Raw genomic sequence first — 17,347 nt, forward strand, 5'->3', positions numbered from 1 at the left:
CCTGCCCCCCTGCCCCCCTGCCCCTCCATCTCCTCCCCATGCCCCTCTCCCCCCTCGACCTCAGCCTCACCACCCTGCGCGATCTCACCGGCAACTGGGTGCGCTCTGGCCTCACCGCCCTGGGCATTTTCATGGGGGTCGCCGCCGTCAACGCCACCCTCAACATCGACACCATTGCCAACCGGGTGCTGGAGGAACGGCTGGCGGCCCGCGATAATCCCAACATCACCCCCTTTGTCTACGGGCGCGATCGCCCCCCGGTGGAGTTTGACGAGGCCACCATGGCCGAAATCCAGCGGGCGGTTCCCGGCATTCTCAGCATCAGCCGCGTCACCCCGCTGTGGGGTTCAGAGGTTCAGTACCAGGGCAACGTAACCGACAGCCTCGACGCCTTCAGCGTGTCGGAAAACTACCAGCAAACCACCGGGCGGCAGGTGCTGGCGGGCCGTTTTTTTGACCCCGAAGACTTCGACGCCTTTCGCCCGGTGGTCGTAATCGACACGGTGCTAGCCCAGCAACTCTTTGAGCAGGCTTCGCCCCTGGGGGAAGGCATTTTTATCAACGGCACCCGCTTCACCGTTGTGGGCCTGATTGAAAACAAAGACCTCTACGGCAGCGAGGAGGGCGAACCCACCGGCACCCTCTGGGTGCCCGAACCCTACGGCGATCTCTTGCAGGGGCGGTTTCGCTTTGGAGGACAGATTCAAATTGCCCTGCAAAGCCTGGACGATTTTGAAACCACCCGCGATCGCGTCGAAGCCCAGCTCAAGCAGATGTTTCCTGACTACGACATGTATATCGGCGGCAATGTGGAAGACCTCTACGAAGAAGAGCAGCGCCAGCGGGCCTCCATTCGCGTGCTCAAGGCCGTAGGACTGCTGGCCCTGGTAATCGGCGGCGTCGGCATTGCCAATATCACCATTGCCGCGATCATGGAGCGCACCCGCGAGATTGGCCTGCGCCGCGCGATCGGGGCCACCGACTTAGAAATCATGGCCCAGTTCATCGCCGAGGCCGCCCTGCTCAGCCTGATCGGCGGCACCACGGCAGTCGGCACCGTCCACCTGCTGACCAAGGCCGCCACCACCACCGTTTTTGAGGCCCCCTACGAGTTCAACTGGCGCGATGCCGCCCTGTCGATGGGGGCCGCCTTTGGCGTCGGGGTGGGGGCGAGTTTTTTGCCTGCCCTGCGGGTGACGCGCATCGACGTGGTGCAGGCGCTGCGGGGGGAGTAGGAAACGAAATCCTCGGTGGCTAAGCGAAGTAGAAATGGAGAAACGCCCGGAAGTCCTCTTCGACTTCGCGCAGGGAACGAGATACTTCGCTTTGGCGGAGCGGAGTCGTTGGCGTTGCGTCTTCGACAGAGAAAGCCAGCACGATCAAAAAATTTGTCTAGAGAGAGAAACGCCTAACAATTTCCTGGTCCTGGGTATTCCTTCAGGCGACAGGTCGATCAGGCGCACATCGACCAGACCCAGACCCAGCAGCAGGGTGTAGGGCACCTGGCGCAGGGGAGCAAAAATGCGCGGCAGGCTGGCAGCGCTGAGGGCAATCAGCAGCACGGGCAGAAATTCTCTCAGGTTGCGCTCAATAACCAGGTCGGTCGCATCGGTGAGCAGATTCATGTCCACCGGGGCGGTCCAGAAAATGAGGGTAGGGTCTACCACAGCACAGGAAACTTCACAGCAAACGGCCCATCTGGCCTGGGGGGAGCTTACCGGTAAGTCGCTAAAACTAAAGTTCTCTGGCAAATGTAACCCTACTTTCTCCACCACGAGACCGGGCATCTTCCGCCACAAATGTTGAACGGCAAATGAGAGAGTCTTAGCTGTCAGATCTAACATTTAATACAAAACCAGATTTTAGCTACCAACCTGCCGTGCATGTATTTTTCACAGTAAACAGGAAAGAACCCATACTTGGAACTATACGAATCAGCGTTAGCAGAGATTCTCCTTGAGAAAAGCTGGTTTAGTCGGCTTAACCACACTGCCACAAAAGCAGTCGTGCGCTTACTCTACATCAGAGTCTAAAGCAACGCCTGCTCGGCAAACCAATGAGTACAGCCAATGCAGGCCTATTCCTTGTGGAACGTAACCATATCGGCTTATTTAATACGAAAAAAGCAGACGAATACAAAAGTTAACTGAAGTGAAAAATATACGTAGAAGCATCTCTTCTTAGCCCAAGATAAGGCAGTAAATATACGCAGATAAATCTCTGCCTAACTCACAAATTTGTCACATTCAATTGTTATCCTTAAGATAACGCTGCGAATAGTCCTTGGCACCTCACGAGATGGCCAGGATTGTAATCATGTCTCAAGGTGATCCAAACTCAGGAATCTCATGGTCTGCAGCGTTAGCCCAAAAATTCCTGGGCTGCTGCATTTCGATAGCTCAACAATTGTTGAGCCAGTTGTAAGGAGATCCTCAAATGAGCTATTGGGTGCAAAGGGATAGAGGTTCAAGATTTGCAGAGCGCAAACGATCGGAAGCACTTCTGGCGGCTCAAACGCAAGTGCTCAAACAAGCTGACTCTAGCCCTATGCTGATCAGAATCTTGAACAGCCTCTTTCTGCCTTTAAACCAGGAACTATCGGATGTTTTCTTCTCAGTGCTGCTGATAGATGAGGACAGCAGAATCCTGCATCCAGGGGGGAACTCTAGCTTGTACAAAGACTCCTACGCCTGGTCATAAAGCCTATGTAAGGTCTACTGATCAGGCTCAACGCCTAGGCTATTTTCACGTCAATATACAAATGACCCACAGGCACTTAGGCGCTATGGAGTTCAGTGGTTAGGTCAGCTCCTCTTGCTTAAAGGCTGTTCTGGCATCGTCACTTTACGCATGGCTCTCAAACTCAATCGTCACCATGCGTAACCTAGGAAGCATCAACCAATGGCAAATACCGAACACCTGAAGATACTGGAAAGAGGAGTTGAAGCTTGGAATAACTGGCGCCTTCAAGACCCTAGCATTCGGCCAGACTTTCAGGGAGCAGATCTAAGGCGATTGCATCTACCTGGCATTGACTTTAGCCACGCCAACTTTTATGGGGCTAACCTGCGAGAAAGTGTTTTTACCAATGCTAACTTTGAGGCATCGACCCTTTATCGTGGCGACCTGTGCATGGCCGACCTCAGCAGCGCTAATCTGAGCCTAGTTGACTTTTATAAAACTAATCTCTACACGGCCAACCTCTCAAACGCCAACCTGCGATATTCGCACTTTTATAAAGCCGATATGCAGGAAACTCTAATGAGCGGTGCCGACTTAGGAGAGTCAAATTTTTATGAAGTCGATCTGCGAGAAGCGATTCTACAGGCGGCTAGTCTAGTAAGAACAACATTTTATTACTCAAATCTGAGCAACGCCAATTTGTGCCAGGCAAACCTAAGCTGTGCCAGCTTAATGGGCGCTAACATGACCAAAGCTAACCTACGCCGAGCTAGTTGTGTAGGTACTAACTTATTTAGGGCAACATTAAGGGGTGCTGATCTAACCGAAGCCGATCTGCGAGAGGCCGTTTTACGCATGGCTGACCTAAGCAGAACTTCTCTAGAAAATGCCAACCTATTTCGGGCTAACCTGTCCGAAGCCTGCCTTGACTATGCACAACTGGCTGGGGCCAACTTTAAGAAAACAAACCTATGGCGCGTTAACCTCGGCCAGCTTATTTTGACGAACCCAGGCCATGATCGAGACGCCATCACCGTTGAAACTAGCGCTTTGAACTAGCTATGGATGAACTAATTTTGAGGCGCATCAGTAGTTTAATTCGTTGTAACTCTGGCATGCACATTCGAGAGCAAGACTATGCTTCGTTAGCAGAAAAAGTAAGGCATCGGGCTAACAGCCTAAAATTAACGTCACTGGCCGACTATCACACCTATCTACTCAAAGAACTAGAGCAGGACACTGGTTCATCGACCGGAATAGCCGATGGGATGTCCCACCGATCCGAGTGGCAAGAGTTATACTCAATCTTGACTATTAATGAAAGCTACTTCTTTCGAGACAGCAATCAGTTTAAGCTCTTAACAGAGCAAATTCTGCCTGAGATTATTAGCCGCGAGCAGGCCAATTCAAGTTTTAAGCCCAGGCTGCGCATTTGGAGCGCTGGCTGCTCCACCGGAGAAGAGCTGTATTCCATCGCGATCGCCCTCGACGAGCTCAACTTCCCGTGGGATCGATGGGACGCGCTGCTGATCGGTACCGACATCAGCCAAGCCGCCATCGACAGTGCCCGCCAAGGAAACTATAGCAACTGGTCATTTCGGCAGATGCCTGCTGCTCTGCAGCAGAAATACTTTTCCACCCATCGCCAGAGCCATCAGATCTGCGATCGCCTGCAGCAGCGAGTTGTATTCCAGCGCGGCAATTTGCTTAATGACCCTTACCCCAGCCTGGTCAGTGGTCTGTACGATCTCGATCTAATTCTTTGCCGCAACGTCTTTATTTATCTCAACAGCCAGGCTATTGGCCAGATCATCGCAAAGTTTCACCAGTCGCTAGTACCCCAGGGTTATTTTCTCTCTGGCCACACCGAGCTTTACAGCCAAGATACCAGCCAGTTTGAAACCCTTAGTTTCCCAGAATCTGTCGTGTACAAAAAGCAGTCTCAGCGCGAGCTGTCTCCACCCATACCTAAAGCTGCTCAGGCAACTACGATTTCTCTTTTTACTCCTCAGCGATCGCCACGTTCAGGCAGAACTAAAGACTTACCACAACCATCGCCTTCCCCTAAGTCTAGGGTTGCCTCAAACCCAAACCATAATCTAGCAAAAGTGCTGCATGAGGCCGAAGTATTACTTGCACAAAAAGCTTACACCAGCGCAATCCAACAAGCTGAAACTATTTTAAAGACCTATTCTCAATGCGATACCGCCCGTAAGATTGCTGCTCGTGCCTATGCGAATATCGGCCAGCACGAACAGGCAATGCGCCTATGCCTCGACGTTATTCGAGTCCAGCCTTTTAGCATAGATATGTATTATTTACTTGCTCAGATCGCAGAGGAAAAAAATGATTTAGAGACAGCTAAGTCATATCTCAAAAAGATTATTTATCTAGACGCCAACTTTGTTGATGCCTATCTAGATCTAGCTAGCATATATGAGCGCCAAGAACAGTCAGAAAGATCTCGGAAAGTTCATGACCAGGCGCTTACTCTAATGGCTAGCCTGCCTCCAAGATAAGACCACAAGACTGTAGCATTAACATAACTATTTTCGAACAGAAAGAAAATTCTAAAAATAGTTAACGCTAGAGAAGCTCAACATGGTGAGACGATCAGGATTTCACCGTGGCTTGAGTCATTCAGCAAGGCTTTCCGCTAATGATTTTTAGCAAATTTTAGTGTCACAAGTTGTTGGTGCTTGGTAATTCTTTACTCTATGAAGTTGTCAATTTGACGCCGCGAGAAGCTGGAAGCCTGATATTCTTCCTAATTTAAATTTTTATTCTGCTGCTGATCTGCATTTCAAGGGAACACTAGTTTTGGTAGTGCTGTTCTCCTCTTGGGGATCAAAAGCTTAGTCGACTATGTTTTCCTCTTTTAAGCTGCATGTATCCGTAGGTAAACCGCTATGAGCCCTACATCTTATCTGTTATTCAACCTGGGTGAGACCACCTATGGACTGGCGGCTGAGGCAGTAGAAGAAATCTTTTTGCTACCGGCCCTAACCTCCATACCCGAATCGGGGCCAGAAGTTGCTGGGGTGCTTAATCTGCGCAGCCGGCTGTTGCCAGTGTTAAATCTTAACCTGCATTTAGGGCATGCCAGACGGCCCAATACTGTGAATCAGGCTGTGATTTTAGTGCAGCATAGGGGTCAGCAAGTAGGGCTAATAGTTGATCAGATTGAGGCTGTAGAAGCGATCGATTCAGGCAGCATTACTGCGACCTCTGAGACTGCTTATATCGCCAATACTGTCCACCCTCTCACTGCTGGGCTAGCTCAGTATGCTGAAAACATTGTTGTTTTGCTCAACTCGGAGTCCCTAGTGCATGGAGCAGCGGGCATTGCACAACCGTCAGCAGCACTAGAGACTGTAGTACAGAGCTGCGTTAATCAGTTTATGGCGCAGTTTAGCCTTCCTGACCAGCAGGTGCTGCAAAGACGAGCGGTAGGGCTAGCACAGCTTTCAACTCCAGAACATACCTCAGAGCTATCAGCACTGGCCGTAGTCAGCTTAGAAGGAGAGCATTTTGGCTTAGGGCTAGAAACTGTGCATGAATTTGCCAATGTGGCTCGGGTAACTCCCGTCCCCTGCTGTCCGCCCCATATTGTCGGCAACATGAATTTGCGTGGCGAAATTTTGACATTGGTAGATGTGCGACGCTTCTTAAATCTGCCTACTTCTGCCGCGGCTACCCATCGCAAAGCTGTGGTTATGCGACTAGGTTCGTTAGTAGCCGGAGTTGTTGTTGACGATGTTTTTGATGTGGTCTATATGAATGCTTCAGATATTGCCACGATGCCTACCACGGCTCACTCTAGTGGCAACCTCTATCTCAAAGGCATAACTCGCTACGGTGATTCAATGATGAGTCTCGTAGACTTGCCTACACTCCTTACTCATGGCGAGTTGATTGTCGATCAGTCGGGCTAAAAAGATATAGGCATCGACAAATCTGATCTGCCATTTTTTCGTTGACTTTTGTTTTTTAGTCTTGGAGGTTAACTATGAAAAATATTAAATTTGGAAAGCTTCGCCACTGGATTGCCCTAGGCTATTCTGTACCTGTTATTGCGCTAATAGTTTCCGCTGGCGTCACAGTGATTAGCGTTAAGCAGTTAGCTAGAGCATCTGATGAACTAAAAGAAACGTGGGAAATCAAAGACAAAGTTGGCGACATTAATTTAAATGTCCATACTATGGACCGCGCCGTCCGCAGCTACTTAGCCCAGGCAAATTCTGCTTCTCTGCTAGATTTCAACAAAGCTCGGAATGATTACTTAGCTGCAATTGATGAACTAAAGGCCGAAATAGAAAGCGAAGCCCAGCTAAAAAACATAACAGAACTACATACGCTTGTTAATCAGTTTATTGTCTTACAGACAAGCCTGATCAATCTTGCTGATGAAGACCAGGATCAAGTGAGGTTTCAAGCCTGGAAAGAAAGTGATGGTAGCGCTTTAGTCAGTGATATTGACAACTTACTCGCCACCATGGAAGAGCTGGAGGACGGCTTTGTTGCCTCTGGTGAGATACGGCAAGCGGCAGCCCTGCGGCAACTGGATATTATTTTCCTCAGCGCGGCAGCTGCGACGATCGTTTTGTCAGTACTGATCGGCATTCTCATTCTGATAAAAGCATCGCGGATTATGAACCAGGTGGCGGGTAATATTGCCAACAGTGCCAGCGGGATCGCCGCCAGTGTTGAGCAGCAGGAGCGCACCAGTAGCCAGCAGGCCGCATCCGTCAACGAAACCAGCACCACGATGGATGAGTTAGGGGCTTCATCCCGGCAGTCGGCAGAACAAGCTGAGGCCGCTGCCGCTGGGGCACAGCAAGCGCTATCGCTGGCCGAAGGTGGTACCCGCGCCGTAGAGCGCAGCCTTGATGGTATGACTGCGCTACGAGAAAAGGTGGATGCCATCGCCGATCAAATTCTTCGCCTGAGCGAGCAGACCAGCCAGATTGGTGGGATTTCTGGCCTGGTCAGTGACCTGGCTAACCAAACCAATATGCTGGCTCTCAATGCCGCCGTAGAGGCGGTGCGAGCTGGTGAGCATGGCAAGGGTTTTGCCGTAGTCTCTGGTGAGATTCGTAAACTAGCCGACCAGAGCAAAAAATCTGCTGAAAAAATCAATGCCTTGGTCGCCGATATTCAAACCGCTATTAACTCAACGGTGATGGTTACTGACGAGGGCACCAAAACTGTTGAAGAAGGGGTCAAAATTGCCGAAGAAACCGCCGATGCTTTTGCCGGGGTAGCCGATGCTATCGGCAGTGTGGTGCTCAACAGTCAGCAAATTTCTCTCAATGTGAAGCAGCAGGCAGTGGCTATTCAGCAGGTTGTGAGCGCCATGAACAGCCTTAACACTGGTTCTCAGGAAAACGCCAAGGGTATCAGTCAGATTAAAGTGGGCACCCACCAGCTTAACGAGAGTGCTGTCCAGCTCAAGATGGCAATTTAGCCTCGTGGCAAAACAAACATCGGAGGGAGCGCCCTAGCATGATGATTGACGATACCGAACTGCGCAATATTTTCAAGACCTCCAGCGAAGAGCGTCTGCAAGCCCTCGATGAGGGGCTTTTACGCCTGGAGAAATATCCCGATGACCAGGAGACCCTAGCCGCCTTAATGCGCGAGGCGCACTCCCTTAAAGGGGATAGCAACATGCTGGGAGTCACTGAACTGGGCAAGGTGGCTCACCAAATCGAGCAAATGCTGGGGACCATTAGGCATAGTGAACAAGCCGTCTTAGCAGACTTGTTTGACCGACTGGCCTATGGTGTAGGCGCGATGCGCCAGATTGCTCACGAAGCGGTTACGGGCGAACCGGCTCAGCTAGAGCTGTTTTATGTCATGGCCAAGCTCATGGGAGCTGAGTCGGCAGAGCGGCGGTCGGTGCCTGAGCCGGAGGGGGATGATGGGCTGTTTGAGGCTGCCCCTGACGTTATCACTAACAATAGCGGGGCAGAGCTAGATTTTGAGCTGTTTGACGTTGGAGATGAGGGCACAGATTTAGCCCCAAAATTATTTGATGATAATGCGGCTGGGATAGAATCTAGCACTTCCCCGGAAGATGCGATCGAGATTGGCAGTGGGGCGACTAGCGATCGCTATATTACCGACGATGAGCTACGCGAGATCTTTAAAACCACCAGCGAAGAACGTCTGCAGGTTCTGGATGAGGGGCTGCTTGAGCTGGAAAAATCCTCCGACCACACCGCCTTGGTCGAGGCGCTGATGCGTGAGGCCCACTCGCTAAAGGGTGACGGCACCATGTTGGGGGTGGATGATTTGGGCAAGGTAGCCCACCAGATTGAGCATATTTTGGGGGCAATCGGGGGGGGGGACGATACGATCTCGGCTGACACCTGCGATCGCCTCGCCCACGGGCTAACGGCCATGCGGCAGCTAGTCCACGAAGCCACCACGGGTGAACCCACCACCGTCAATGTGTTCTACGTTCTGGCTGAACTGATGGGGGCTTCCCCTAACCTGGCTCCAGCGGTAGCCCCTACACCCCATCCATCTGACCCTTCGCAGGCAGTGGTCCCGGTTGAGACCATGGAACCTGTTGCGGCGGCGATCGCCCCGACGGACAACAGCGTAGTGATCCCGGTCAGCCTCATCTCCAGCAACGCTCCCCACCAGCCGGTTTCGGCCTCCTGCCCTGATGAACCCGATGCTGCGCTGACTCAGGCCTCTAACTACCGCATTGAGACGATTCGGGTGCCGACCCAAAGCCTGGATTCCCTGATGACCCAGAGCGGTGAACTGACGGTGACCAAAATTCGGGTTGCCCATCGCCTCGCCGACATTGACGGCATCACCAATCTCTGGGAAGAGTGGAATCGCGATCTGGTCATGCATCGCTTTCTGGCTCACGACCTACAGCAGGGTAAGCCGGTCTGGCAACAGCTCGAAAGCTTTCACAACCGCACCGAGCAGCGTCTAGAGCAGTTAGGTACCCTCGTTACTAAGCTTGGCACTGCTCTCTACGAAGATACCGCCCGATTGGAGACCATTACCGATGGGCTAGATGAGGGTATTCGCTCGCTGCGGTTAATGCCCCTTTCAACTATCTTTAACCTCTTCCCACGGCTGGTGCGCGACCTGGCCCGGCAGCAAGGTAAAGAGGTAGAACTGGTCATCGAAGGGGGGAACACCCGCGCCGACAAGCGCATTCTCGAAGACATGAAAGATCCCCTGCTACACATAATTCGCAATGCCATTGACCACGGCATTGAAACGCCGACAGAGCGAGTCAGGTCAGGCAAGCCCGAATCGGCTACCATTACGTTGCGCGGCTACCAAACGGCGACCAATATCATCCTGGAGGTCAGCGATGACGGTCGCGGATTAGATCTCAATGCCATTAAGCAAAGCGCTGTCCGGCGGGGGCTGTATCGCCCTGAAGAGCTAGAACTATTGACCTCCAGCCAAATTCAGGCGCTGATTCTTAGCCCCGGCTTCTCGACTCGAACTATGGTGACCGAAATTTCGGGCCGGGGGGTAGGGCTAGATGTGTTGCGTACTAACGTAGAACGACTTAAAGGCAGCATTGAGGTGCTATCGACGCCGGGGCAGGGCTGTACCCTACGGATTCAGTTGGGTATTACCCTAGCGACGGCCCATGTACTGCTGGTTACGGTGAGTCAACAAATCTATGCGCTGCCCGTAGAGTTTGTAGAAACCGCCTGTCTGGTGCAGTCCAGCGATATATTCACCCTAGAAGGCTACCCCACCATCCTCCACCAGGAGCGTCCGGTATCGGTGGTGTGGCTATCAGAGCTGTTGTATGGGACAAAAGCCGATTCAGTAGAACCAGGGCAGACCGCCAACCAGCGTCTTTCGTGCATTATTTTGCAGGTCGGTTCAGACCGACTAGGAATTTTTGTGGATGCTCTGATCGATGAACAGGATGTGGTGCTAAAACCCCAAAGTCAGTTGCTCAAGCGGGTGCGCCACATTTCTGGGGCGACCATTCTAGGCACGGGAGAAGTCTGTATGGTGCTGAATCCGCAGGATCTGGTAGCAGCAGTACGCCATCGAGCGGGGCATCTGGCTGTCTCGGCGCAGAGGGCTCACACTGCCGAGATCGATGAACTTCGCCCCCGCAGTATTCTGCTGGTCGAAGACTCCATTGCTACCCGCATTCAGGAGAAGCGGATTTTGGAGTCGGCAGGCTACGAAGTCGTTACCGCTGTAGATGGCATGGACGGCTTTAGCAAACTGCAATCGCGTGCTTTTGATGCGGTAATCTCTGATGTGCAGATGCCAAATCTCGATGGTCTGGGTTTAACCCAGCGCATTCGTCAGCATCGCGAGTATAGTGAGCTGCCGGTGGTGTTGGTCACCACTCTGGCCAGCGACAGCGATCGCCGCCGAGGGGCAGAAGCAGGCGCTAATGCCTACATCACTAAGGGGAGCTTTACCCAAGCTGTGCTGCTTGAGACCCTGGATCGCTTGATTTAGAGCAGCACGATCGCCAGCTTGATCCCCTGTCCTGGCTGGCATGAAGCTGAATCTGGCTGTTTGCCTCCCGTCGAGATAAGGTCTGGAAAGTTTGGTTGATGCGCCTATCTAAAGGTAGGCATTCAGAACGTTTGTCGTGAGAGACTGCAATGCCCTCTGGCCCAATTCGGTTGCTGCTGGTGGATGACTCGCCCATTGCCCTGGCGATTCTACAGCGTATTTTCAAGACCACACCTGATATAGAAGTGGTGGGTGTGGCCCGCAATGGCCAAGAGGCATTGGCCATGATCCCGGTGGTCCGGCCCAGTATTATTTGCACTGACCTACATATGCCCAAAATGAATGGGCTGGAACTCACCGAGGAGGTGATGGCCCGTTTTCCCTGCCCTATCTTAGTGATCAGCGCTTCGGTCCAGGAAGACGACACCCAAAATGTATTTCGCATTTTAGAGGCCGGAGCACTCGATATTTTTCCTAAGCCGCGCGCAGGGCTGGCTTCAGAGTATGAAAAGGCCAAAATTGAGCTAATCACTAAACTGCGGGTGTTGTCTGGAGTCTCAGTGTTTACCCACCAACGGCGCTCGGCTGGGCCAGTGGTAGCCGTAGCGCTGCCCAAGGCGGCAGTGAGTATCGATCTTCATGCGCCCCGGCTGCTGGCGATCGGGGCCTCTACCGGGGGGCCTCAGGCCCTGCTCACGATCTTGCAGCAGTTGCCTAAAACGTTTCCGGTGCCGATTTTGTGTGTGCAGCACATCAGCGATGGTTTTTTGCAGGGGCTAGTTGAGTGGCTCAACAGCAGTTGTGCGATCCAGGTCGCGATCGCATCCCCTGGTGACATGCCTTGCCCTGGAGTGGTTTACTTTCCGCCTGAGCGGCACCACATAGAAATTAATGCTCGAGGGCAAATTGCCCTCACCCAGGGAGACCCGGTGGCGGGGCACTGCCCATCGGTGACGGTGATGTTTAAATCAGTGGCGGCTTACTATCGCCGCTCAGCAGTAGGAGTACTGCTGACAGGGATGGGACGAGACGGGGCCGATGGGCTGCAAGCGCTGGCCCAAGCCGGCAGCCTGACCATTGCCCAAGACGAAGCCAGTTGTATCGTGTTTGGCATGCCTAAAGAGGCCATTGCCCTAGGCGCTGCCCAGCAGGTGCTACCCCTGAGCGACATCGCACCAGTGCTGCTAAGACAGGTCTTTAACTAACTCCCTGAGTTTGGGGGAGAAGTTTGCCCATAACGGCTTTGAGACGCTCGGGTTTGCAGGGCTTGGTTAAATAACCAGAGGCTCCAGACAGGCGTGCTTCTTGCCGGTCGGCTTCGGTATCGCGGGAGGTCACCATGACAATGGGAACATTCTTAAACCGAGGCAGGCTGCGTACCGTACGACACAGCTCAAAGCCGTCTATACCCGGCATAGAAATATCGAGCAAAATTGCTCCGACGGTTTCTTGAGAAATCACGGAGAGGGCGTCCACTGCATTGTCGGCCAGCAGCACTCGGTAGCTAGTGTCGAGGGCTCGCTTGATCATCTGCTGGCTAATTAAACTGTCGTCTACCGATAGTACAACGTGTTTAGTGGCAACACAGGTGGACATAGTCGACAACCTCTTGAGGGCAAAATTGGTGCTCATTGTTATAAGAATTCCCACAAAGGAAACCGTTCTTATCAGGGAATGGCCTCAGTACATTGGAAACACAATTAATACCGGCCTATCTTCGGCTCAAGTGCTCGCCTGACAAGCCATGCCGGGGATTTAGGTGATTTGGCTGATTGACGCAAAGTTTAATATCGGACTGTTTCTAAGGATCAGGTTCACGCCATTGTGGTAAATAATCTGTCCAGCTGGAAGTGCGGAAGGTAGGCCCTAATCGATAGGGAGTGAACCGATCCCAGACTATTGCCTACCCAAAGCTATTAAAGAACTTCATTGCCATTTGGGGCAGGTGGGCGACCTCAAACCAGAGCTGCTTGGGGCTGATGCCAAACAGATATTGCAGCGCCACCACAATCACCACCAGGCCAATCAGCGGGCCATAGCCCACAGCTAAAATTCTAAACAGCAGCCTGGAGGCCAGCACCACCACCGCGATCGCAGCAATCAGCAGCACCAGCTGAGAATCGACAGAGCCAAACATAGAATCCATAGCGCCAAGCCACCAGAAAAATTAGAGCAGGTCAAAAACTCCGGCTATCGTACCCCATCGCCTCAGCGCGTCGATGTTACAGCCGTCACGGTGTGTCGGCAGAAAGTTTAACATCGGGCATTTCCGCAACGGCAGGCGTCTTGGCACGAATGCTCTCAAACACCCACAGCAGCGCAATACAGGCCACCGCGCTGAAACCAACCCCCAGCCAAAACCGCCGCGCCACCAGGGCAGATTGATCCATCGCCCAGCCCCCCAGCAGGGGGCCAATGAAGTAGCCAATGGTCCAGCATTGGGAACTCACCGCCACGTAGGTGCCCCGCAGCGAGGGCGGAGCCAGGTCAGACACCGTCGCCACAAAGAAGGGTTTGTAGGCCACCGACGCCAGCGATAGCAGACACAGCGCCACGATCGCCCAGATAAACTGAGCCTGAGCAAAGCTACCCGCCGCCCACAGGAGGGCAAAGCCAATGCCCCACAGCGCGATCGCCCCCGTCAGCACCCAGATCCGCCGCAGGGGTGTCAGCAGGCTGGTGGTGGGGATCTGCAGCACCGCCCCGACGCCGATGTAGCACCAGGTAAACAGGCTGGCCGTGCTGCCCACCGACACCCCCGGAATCGGGTCGCTCCCCGCCATAACGTTGGTGAAGTACAGCGGAATGGTGCTCGTCACCAGGGCGACGTAGGTGGTAAAGAAGCTATTCGCCGCCATAAATACCAGCAGGGCCTTATCTTTCAGGGCGCTGAGAATGCCGCCGCTCGCGCTCTCAGTCTCCGATCGCAGCGGGTAGTCTCGGGTCATGCCCCCCTGCACCAGCACCAAAAACACCAGAAACATCAGCCCGCAGCCGACAAAAATCAGCTCTGGGTTAGCCGCAACTGCCCGCAGCAAAACGCTGCCCCCCAAAATGCCGATGCCCAGACCCACGTACTCGGCCACCCCCATCACCGCAAAGGCGCGGCTGCGGTCTTCGGGCTCAGTCGCATCCATCACCGCCGCCCCCGAGGCCGTCCAGTAAAAGCCCAGGCTAACGCCCAACACAAAACTCGCGAGGATAAGCATCCACAGGCTATTTGCCAGCACCAGAATGACCGACACGGCGACCCCCAGCACGGCGGCCAAACTGAGCACAGCACGGCGGCCAAACCGGGGCGAGTCGGCCAGGCTGCCACCGACAAAATGCCCCGCCACCTCCGTAACGGCGCACAGACTGATGGCAAACCCCACCGAAGTGGCCGAAAACCCCATCTGATTGACGAACAAAATCGGGATGTAGAAGTTAATTAACCCGTAGCTCACCTGGCTCAACAGTCGCCCCACCGCCTGAATGGTGACCTGGCGATTGGACAGCTGCAGGGCGGCGGAGAACTTCATGGGGCGATCGGCGCTGGATTGACTGGATTGACTGGATTGACCAGAGTTGTCAGAGGCGCGCTCTGGCAAGGGTTGTAGCCGCAGTCACGTTGGTTAAGACAGCTAGAAACCCCATGCAGGTTAAACCGATCGAACGCTCCTAGGAGGCATGTCTTGACCGGGCTGGCCACAGCTGCATTTCACAGGTTTAATTCAAGGGGGGACTGTTGCATAGGTCTGTGTCGCAGACTGCATAACAGAGTCAGGCTTCTCGCTAGAGCGCCTTTCGCCTAAGCAATTTCGTTGAAGAAGTAGACCATGGCGGCCATGGCCAGCACGGTGACAATGGTACCGACCACCTCAGTTTGCACCGGGGAGCGGCGGTGGGCGGGCCGCAGCCAGAAGTTGAGCCACCGCACAATGCGCGGCATCACAATCAGGGTAAAGATACAGGTGGTAATCAGGTTGTTGGCCAGCATGGCGCTGGCGGGGTCCCAGTCTTCAAACAGGCCCAGGCGCTCCAGAATGAAGCCCTGCACCATGATGATCGGGTATAGCCCCAGCACCACCGCCAAAATCTCCTTCCAGGCCGGGGGGCCTAGCCCGGTGAGTTCTTCCCCAGATTCATTGCTAAACCAGCCCTCCATCCCTGTTTCAAAGGATTTAAACTTGTAGGACTTAAAAATGTCGCGCCCGGCCTTGAGCAGAGCGTCGCGATCGCTAGAATTGATCCACTGCTCCAGCTGGTGGGGCTGCTCAAAGTGCAGCACTGTGTACCACTTGAGGCAGCCCTCCTGCACGGCCAGGGGGCGATAGCGATCGGCCCGCAGAAACCCCTCAGCCCGCTGGGCCAACTTCACCATGCGGCGGTGCCAGCTGCGAAAGGCCCAGCTTTTGCCGTTGGGCACGATGTACTCAATGACGACGCTGGGGAAGGGCAGATCGGCATCTTCCTGCCTGCCCAGCAGTGCTCCCAAACCGCCTGCTGCCGCCAGCCGCTGGCTGAGCTTAGCCCTCAGATGCGTAAATGCTGTAGTGACCGATTCCTGTAGAGCCATGATGCCCAAGCGTCCTTTAAGAGCACATCCCCAAAGCTGCATTCAGTATACAGCCGGGTGTAGAAGGGGTTCAGCAAATGCTGAGTCTTTAAGCATAGGCTCAGTCGAAGGGGAATAAGCCTATCTAAAGGCAGACTATTCGCGCTTTTGAACTAAAACCCGAAATTTTTCTGGGCCAGAGGTGCTGCCGCCAGTGACGTAGCCCCCCTGCCGTTTGACATTGGCCAAGTAGGCGATCGCCCCTGCGGTAATCGGCTCCCCCACCACAATCGCCGGGATGCCGGGAGGATAGGCAGAGATCGTATCGGCGCTGAGGCGACCCAGGGCGGCGCTGGCCGAAACGGTTTCGGTAGCCGCAAAGAACGCCTGGCGGGGAGACACCGCTGGTACCGGGTGTTCCGTCGCCTGGGACGAAAAGGGCAGCGACAAATCGCTGAAATTCTGTGGGGCAGTTCGGCTTTTGGCACCTCGCTCGGCCAGCACCTTAAAGCCGGTTATGCAGCGCTGCACATCCTCCAGCCCATTGCCCAGGCTGACGATGAAGGTCAAATGGCGCAGCTCTGGCAGTTCGGCGGTAACTCCCAGTTCTCCATGGAGAATCTCGTCGGCCGCCAGCCCGGTTAGCCCCAGACCCGAGACATCCACCGTCACTCGGGTCAAATCCAGATCGCTGACGCTGGAGCAGGTCGTCACCGAGGGTCTATCGATGACCTGCACGCCGGGAATGGCCGCCAGCCCGGTCCGCAGCTGATCGACCAGCTCCAGCGTGTCAGCTAGCAACGCTTTGCCCTCGGTGGCCATCTGATGGCGGGCGGCATCCAGCGAGGCCAGCAGCAGGGCGCTGGGGCTGGTGGATTGGGTGAGCTGGAGGGCAGCTTGCAGCCGAGATGGGTCGATGCGCTGGCCCTGGGTGTGCAGCATTGCCGCCTGACTCAGCGCCCCCAGCACCTTGTGGGTTGACTGCACCACCAGATCGGCTCCCAGCGCCAGGGCCGGAGTTGGCAGCTGGGGATGAAAGGCGAAGTGCGACCCGTGAGCCTCGTCGATGAGCAGGGGAATGTTGTGGGCCTGGGTGAGGGCTGCGATCGCCGCAATATCTGAACAAATGCCGTGGTAGGTGGGCGACACCAGCAGCACCGCCCGGGTATCGGGATGTCGGGCCAGGGCGGCTGCGATCGCCTCAGCCTTCACCCCCAGCACCAGCCCCAGCTCTGGGCTATAGTCTGGAGCCACAAAAATCGGCATCGCCCCCGACAGCACCAGCCCCGCAATCACCGATCGATGGGCGTTGCGCGGCACAATAATTTTGTCGCCGGGACCAGCGGTAGCGAGAATCGCCGCTTCAATACCGCAGGTCGAGCCATTGGCGAGAAAGCAGGTGCCATCGGCCCCAAAAGCAGCGGCGGCAAGGTCCTGCGCTGCAAGGATCACGCCCTCCGGCGCAAACAGATTATCCAGCTCCGGCAGCTCCGGCAAATCCACCGCCAAAGCCGCCTCCCCCAGCAGTTCCTTTAGCCGACTCGATGCCCCCTTTCCCCGCTTGTGGCCTGGGGCGTAGAAGGCGGCATGGGACCTGTGACTACTGGCCTGCAAAGCCGAAACGATTGGGGTTTGAGATTGGTCGAGCAT

The 17,347-nt window shown here is 54.4% G+C and carries 13 protein-coding genes; 7 read left to right on the forward strand and 6 right to left on the reverse strand.

What is annotated here, in order from left to right:
- On the forward strand, positions 1 to 1,235 hold a 1,235-nt coding region (locus LEPTO7104_RS0105220), incomplete at its 5' end, for an ABC transporter permease (protein WP_340627200.1).
- A 144-nt stretch (positions 1,236 to 1,379) separates the two neighbouring features.
- Here LEPTO7104_RS0105220 and LEPTO7104_RS0105225 read toward each other — a convergent pair.
- Positions 1,380 to 1,667, reverse strand: a complete 288-nt coding sequence (locus LEPTO7104_RS0105225; RefSeq protein ID WP_017297498.1) for a hypothetical protein — start codon at positions 1,665 to 1,667, stop codon at positions 1,380 to 1,382.
- Between the two features lie 1,234 nt (positions 1,668 to 2,901).
- Between LEPTO7104_RS0105225 and LEPTO7104_RS36740 the strand changes: the two genes are divergently transcribed.
- The 6 genes from LEPTO7104_RS36740 to cheB all read left to right on the forward strand — a co-directional run bounded on the left by LEPTO7104_RS36740 (position 2,902) and on the right by cheB (position 12,365).
- Entirely contained in the window at positions 2,902 to 3,741 is an 840-nt protein-coding gene (locus tag LEPTO7104_RS36740) for a pentapeptide repeat-containing protein (RefSeq protein WP_017297500.1), read from the forward strand.
- 2 nt (positions 3,742 to 3,743) lie between these two features.
- On the forward strand, positions 3,744 to 5,201 hold the full coding sequence (locus tag LEPTO7104_RS36745; RefSeq protein ID WP_083887007.1) for a CheR family methyltransferase: 1,458 nt from the start codon (positions 3,744 to 3,746) through the stop codon (positions 5,199 to 5,201).
- 390 nt (positions 5,202 to 5,591) lie between these two features.
- Positions 5,592 to 6,617 carry a chemotaxis protein CheW gene (locus LEPTO7104_RS0105245; RefSeq protein WP_017297502.1) on the forward strand — a complete coding sequence of 342 codons (1,026 nt, stop codon included), beginning with the start codon at positions 5,592 to 5,594 and terminating at the stop codon, positions 6,615 to 6,617.
- Positions 6,618 to 6,691: 74 nt separating this feature from the next.
- Entirely contained in the window at positions 6,692 to 8,149 is a 1,458-nt protein-coding gene (locus LEPTO7104_RS0105250) for a methyl-accepting chemotaxis protein (protein WP_026072393.1), read from the forward strand.
- A gap of 38 nt (positions 8,150 to 8,187) precedes the next feature.
- The gene (locus LEPTO7104_RS0105255) at positions 8,188 to 11,160 is read left to right on the forward strand and encodes an Hpt domain-containing protein (protein ID WP_017297504.1); all 2,973 of its coding nucleotides are present in this window, start codon (positions 8,188 to 8,190) and stop codon (positions 11,158 to 11,160) included.
- Positions 11,161 to 11,309: 149 nt separating this feature from the next.
- Positions 11,310 to 12,365 carry a chemotaxis-specific protein-glutamate methyltransferase CheB gene (gene cheB / locus LEPTO7104_RS0105260; RefSeq protein WP_017297505.1) on the forward strand — a complete coding sequence of 352 codons (1,056 nt, stop codon included), beginning with the start codon at positions 11,310 to 11,312 and terminating at the stop codon, positions 12,363 to 12,365.
- Here cheB and LEPTO7104_RS0105265 read toward each other — a convergent pair.
- The 5 genes from LEPTO7104_RS0105265 to LEPTO7104_RS0105285 form a co-directional block, all read right to left on the reverse strand.
- A complete protein-coding gene (locus LEPTO7104_RS0105265; protein WP_017297506.1) occupies positions 12,358 to 12,756 on the reverse strand; it encodes a response regulator in 399 nt (132 codons plus the stop codon). The two genes, cheB and LEPTO7104_RS0105265, sit on opposite strands and share 8 nt — an antisense overlap.
- 307 nt (positions 12,757 to 13,063) lie before the next feature.
- Positions 13,064 to 13,306, reverse strand: a complete 243-nt coding sequence (locus tag LEPTO7104_RS0105270; protein ID WP_017297507.1) for a hypothetical protein — start codon at positions 13,304 to 13,306, stop codon at positions 13,064 to 13,066.
- Positions 13,307 to 13,391: 85 nt separating this feature from the next.
- Positions 13,392 to 14,750, reverse strand: a complete 1,359-nt coding sequence (locus tag LEPTO7104_RS0105275) for an MFS transporter (RefSeq protein ID WP_017297508.1) — start codon at positions 14,748 to 14,750, stop codon at positions 13,392 to 13,394.
- Positions 14,751 to 14,950: 200 nt separating this feature from the next.
- Positions 14,951 to 15,718, reverse strand: a complete 768-nt coding sequence (locus LEPTO7104_RS0105280; protein ID WP_017297509.1) for a putative antibiotic biosynthesis monooxygenase — start codon at positions 15,716 to 15,718, stop codon at positions 14,951 to 14,953.
- A 135-nt stretch (positions 15,719 to 15,853) separates the two neighbouring features.
- Entirely contained in the window at positions 15,854 to 17,347 is a 1,494-nt protein-coding gene (locus LEPTO7104_RS0105285; protein WP_017297510.1) for an aminotransferase class I/II-fold pyridoxal phosphate-dependent enzyme, read from the reverse strand.

The sequence above is a fragment of the Nodosilinea nodulosa PCC 7104 genome, assembly GCF_000309385.1.
Lineage (GTDB): Bacteria > Cyanobacteriota > Cyanobacteriia > Phormidesmidales > Phormidesmidaceae > Nodosilinea > Nodosilinea nodulosa.

What these genes read in the sequence shown, in the direction of transcription:
- LEPTO7104_RS0105265 (WP_017297506.1), bottom strand. Translation starts at nt 12,756, where the DNA reads ATGTCCACCTGTGTTGCCACTAAACACGTTGTACTATCGGTAGACGAC.
- cheB (WP_017297505.1), top strand. Translation starts at nt 11,310, where the DNA reads ATGCCCTCTGGCCCAATTCGGTTGCTGCTGGTGGATGACTCGCCCATT.
- LEPTO7104_RS36745 (WP_083887007.1), top strand. Translation starts at nt 3,744, where the DNA reads ATGGATGAACTAATTTTGAGGCGCATCAGTAGTTTAATTCGTTGTAAC.
- LEPTO7104_RS0105285 (WP_017297510.1), bottom strand. Translation starts at nt 17,347, where the DNA reads ATGCTCGACCAATCTCAAACCCCAATCGTTTCGGCTTTGCAGGCCAGT.
- LEPTO7104_RS0105255 (WP_017297504.1), top strand. Translation starts at nt 8,188, where the DNA reads ATGATGATTGACGATACCGAACTGCGCAATATTTTCAAGACCTCCAGC.
- LEPTO7104_RS36740 (WP_017297500.1), top strand. Translation starts at nt 2,902, where the DNA reads ATGGCAAATACCGAACACCTGAAGATACTGGAAAGAGGAGTTGAAGCT.
- LEPTO7104_RS0105270 (WP_017297507.1), bottom strand. Translation starts at nt 13,306, where the DNA reads ATGGATTCTATGTTTGGCTCTGTCGATTCTCAGCTGGTGCTGCTGATT.
- LEPTO7104_RS0105250 (WP_026072393.1), top strand. Translation starts at nt 6,692, where the DNA reads ATGAAAAATATTAAATTTGGAAAGCTTCGCCACTGGATTGCCCTAGGC.
- LEPTO7104_RS0105280 (WP_017297509.1), bottom strand. Translation starts at nt 15,718, where the DNA reads ATGGCTCTACAGGAATCGGTCACTACAGCATTTACGCATCTGAGGGCT.
- LEPTO7104_RS0105245 (WP_017297502.1), top strand. Translation starts at nt 5,592, where the DNA reads ATGAGCCCTACATCTTATCTGTTATTCAACCTGGGTGAGACCACCTAT.